At 53.8% G+C, this 3328-nt stretch carries 3 protein-coding genes; all 3 read left to right on the forward strand.

The window, feature by feature from the left end; translation table 11 throughout:
• Positions 1 to 181 precede the first annotated feature (181 nt).
• The 3 genes from FKW19_RS02920 to FKW19_RS02930 all read left to right on the forward strand — a co-directional run bounded on the left by FKW19_RS02920 (position 182) and on the right by FKW19_RS02930 (position 3236).
• Positions 182 to 799 (forward strand): helix-turn-helix domain-containing protein, encoded by a 618-nt coding sequence (locus FKW19_RS02920; RefSeq protein ID WP_150150558.1) that lies wholly within the window; start codon positions 182 to 184, stop codon positions 797 to 799.
• Positions 800 to 1068: 269 nt separating this feature from the next.
• Positions 1069 to 3009, forward strand: coding sequence for a MobV family relaxase (gene mobV / locus FKW19_RS02925; RefSeq protein ID WP_150150557.1), 1941 nt, complete (start codon positions 1069 to 1071; stop codon positions 3007 to 3009).
• A 26-nt stretch (positions 3010 to 3035) separates the two neighbouring features.
• Positions 3036 to 3236: a hypothetical protein gene (locus FKW19_RS02930; RefSeq protein ID WP_150150556.1), complete on the forward strand. Its 201-nt coding sequence runs from the start codon at positions 3036 to 3038 to the stop codon at positions 3234 to 3236.
• The last annotated feature ends 92 nt before the right edge of the window (positions 3237 to 3328 follow it).

Raw genomic sequence — 3328 nt, forward strand, 5'->3', positions numbered from 1 at the left:
TTTTTTTTTGTGATTGGGGAGAAATTATCTCCCGAATTAGGCGAAAGGCCGGTGCAGATAACACCGGCCTTTCAGCTTACCCGCCAGAGGAAGCTGGACGGGCTAGCTTTCCGAGGTGAACAATAACCCGTTTCCGGGGTTCCCCTCAAGAGAAGATGGCCTGTCCGAGTGAGGATTTACAGTGGCCGTCATTTCCAAATTCGTTCGTAACCGCGTTCCAGCCCTTCAGCATGAGATGAAGTCGCACCCGACGACCAAGCTCAAGTATCTGTTCAAGAGCAATGTTGAGGCGGCTTTTGAGAGTGGGGAGCTTCCAAAGCGTTACCACGGTTGGAAGGCAATTTTTCACGCTTTCATAGATATGATGGGGCCTGATGGTGCCCTGTATCCCTCACATGCAAAGATTGCAGAGAAGTCGGGTTCTTGTGTCCGGACAGTTTGGTCAGCTCTTAATGCTCTAGAGCGGATAGGTCTTATCCGTGTCACCGCTCGCTATACATACGATGCAGAGAAGGGAAAGAAGGTTCGAACCTCGAATGAGTATGAGGTCATGTTAACCGGAGCGCAGAAAGCAGCGGCAATGGTCGCTTGCACCGTTCGGAAAGCTCACGAAGCATCGAAACGACAGATGAAACAGCAGGCGAAAGCCGCCAAGAGTTTTTTCCACGACCTAACTGCAACCATTACGCACAAGACCCCTCTAAATATAAATAGAGGACTAGAAGCAGAGGATCGGATGCCTAAAATGAGCCATTGGGACACTATCGAATGGCTTAGACGAGGTGCCCAACCCACCTAACGGCAACCAAATCCACCTAACCGCAACGACCTAACGGCAACGAACGGGAAAGGTGTGTCCACCTGACTGCAACGGATGACGACAGGCCGTGACCAGTATGTTATCACCTCATATTTCAGTAGCCTGCTTTCATAAAGTGTATACTCACTACACCTTTTGCTCCGCAAAAGGACGTTCGGGCTACTAGGGAAAAAGAGGGTTGGAGGGTTCGCAGTCCCTGTCTCCCCCCTTCCTCTTTTTCCCCAGTAGCCGTTTTGGAGGTCTGCCCCATGTCGAACTTTGCGATCTTCCGGCTTGAGAAGCTTCATACTGACGCCCAGATCAAAGCCGCCTCAGCTCACATGCTTCGAGAGCGTGAGACCCCCAATGCCGATAGCGCCAGAGCCGACCAGAACCGGCGCATCATTGGGGCCGACCTCTCACCTTCTGACGCCGTGCAACGGCGGCTTGAAGGTGTAAAGGTGCGCTCAAATGCGGTGCGGGCATTGGAGGTTCTTGCCACCATGTCGCCAGATTGGGCCAAGACAGCGACACCGGAGCAGATTGACCAATGGGCCGCGACTTCTACGGACTGGCTGAAAGAGCAATTCGGGGCGGATAACGTGGTTAGCCTCACCCTGCACATGGACGAGACCACCCCGCATCTGACCGGGTTTGTCGTGCCCATGAAAGACGGGAAGCTGACGGCCAAGCAACTGGTTAGAGGCCCGGCTCACCTTCGGGAGATGCAGTCAGATTATGCCAAGCGTATGGAGCCTTTTGGTCTGACCCGTGGTGTGGCTGGCTCCAAAGCAAAGCATGAGAAGGTAAAGCGGTTTTATGGCGCTCTTGAGCATGAGACGCCGGAGATCACCAGTCCGACCATTGGCACGCCGCCTCTTTTGGGCCGGGAAGCATGGGCCAAGGCGCAAAACGAGCGCATCGCGGCCGAGCTGATGCACCCTCTTGAGCAACTGGCGGCAGAGGCCAAGCTCTCACCCATATACCGGACACAGGCGAACGCGGCGAAAGCCACAGCAGACAGTGAACGTCGGAAAAGAGAGGACGCCGAAAAGCGAGCAGCAGAAGCGGAAACGGTGGCTCAAGCCGCCATAGACCGGGCTAAAAGGACGGCGGTTACTCAAATTAAAAAGGCCGAAGCCGCACAGAAAGAGGCAGAAAGGCAAGAGCAGTCAGCCAGAGAGGAGCTTATATTACGGCGGCAGCAGTTGGACGCGGAACGTAAAGCCCGTGCAGATGAACTGCGGTCTATGGATCTTGTGTCCGTCATGCACGGGCTTGGCTTAAAGCCAGATCCAAAAGACCAGAAGCAGTGGAAGGACGAAGAAGGCCGGTTCCGCATCACCACAGAAGGCCGGAAGTTTTACGATCACAATGCCAGTAAGGGCGGCGGTGGCGCCATTGATCTGGTGATGCACGCAATGGGTTCCGACTATCAGGGCGCTTTGTCCTGGCTGGCGTCTATGTACGGGAAGGGTTTCACCGCTTCTGAGGTCAGGGCATCGGCATCAGGACAGGTTGAGAAGGCCACGAAGGAACGACCGGCATTTACTGCTCCGCCGCCACCGAATGACGCACAGCAGCAGAAAATCAGGGATTATCTGACCCAGCGCGGGATTAAGCCGCCTGAAAAATTGCCGTCAACTATCCGGATGGATAGTCGAGGAAATGTCGGCTTCCTGACTTTCACCGATTCCAAGACATGCGTGGGTATGGAATTGAAAGGCACAGACCCGGCCCGTCCTTTCACGGGTCTTGCTTTAGGAAGCAGCCGGGAAGGGAGTTTTCGGATGCCATCTGGTGTTCAGAAAGACAGAAAGCCTGATCTGGTTGTCACTGAAAGCGCCATAGATGCGTTGTCGTACATCCGACTGTCCGACACCAAACAGAATCACCCGAATGGAGTCATGGCCGTTTCTACGGCAGGTGTCAGGGCTACAGTGAACAAGAGAATCACAAACCTCTTGCCTCAAGTCGATCGTGTCGTGATCGCCTATGACAACGATGAAGCGGGCCGGTCATTTGGTGCCAAGTTAGGTCGGGCGATCAAAAATATTTTTCAGGGTGCGGTGCGACTTTTCCAGCTTCCGGCTGGCTGCAAAGATGTCAACGATTTGCTGCAATCGCAGCGTAAACCAAAACCAACAAGGGAAGCTGCCCCCGAACCTGATGACGTGTCAGACGATTACGACACCGGGTTGAGTATGTAAAAAAAACGGCAGAAAACAGGGGTTTTATGACTAAATCAGAAAATGCGTGGCGTATGATTGAAGCTCTAGGATTGGACGGCCTCACCCCGTCAGGGCTGCTGTCCTTCCTTATGGCCGCTAAAGCCAGCGATGTGGCCGAGAGTGCCGACCAGTGGGAAGAAGAAGCGCAGGTTTTTGCCGCGTCTCATCGTATCGAACTGGACGAGGACAAACTCAAAGACCGGTAAGGCTTGTTTTTTTTTGTGATTGGGGAGAAATTATCTCCCGAATTAGGCGAAAGGCCGGTGAAGATAACACCGGCCTTTCAGCTTACCCGCCA

It is taken from the genome of Acetobacter sp. DmW_125128 (genome assembly GCF_008704325.1).
GTDB lineage: Bacteria > Pseudomonadota > Alphaproteobacteria > Acetobacterales > Acetobacteraceae > Acetobacter > Acetobacter oryzifermentans.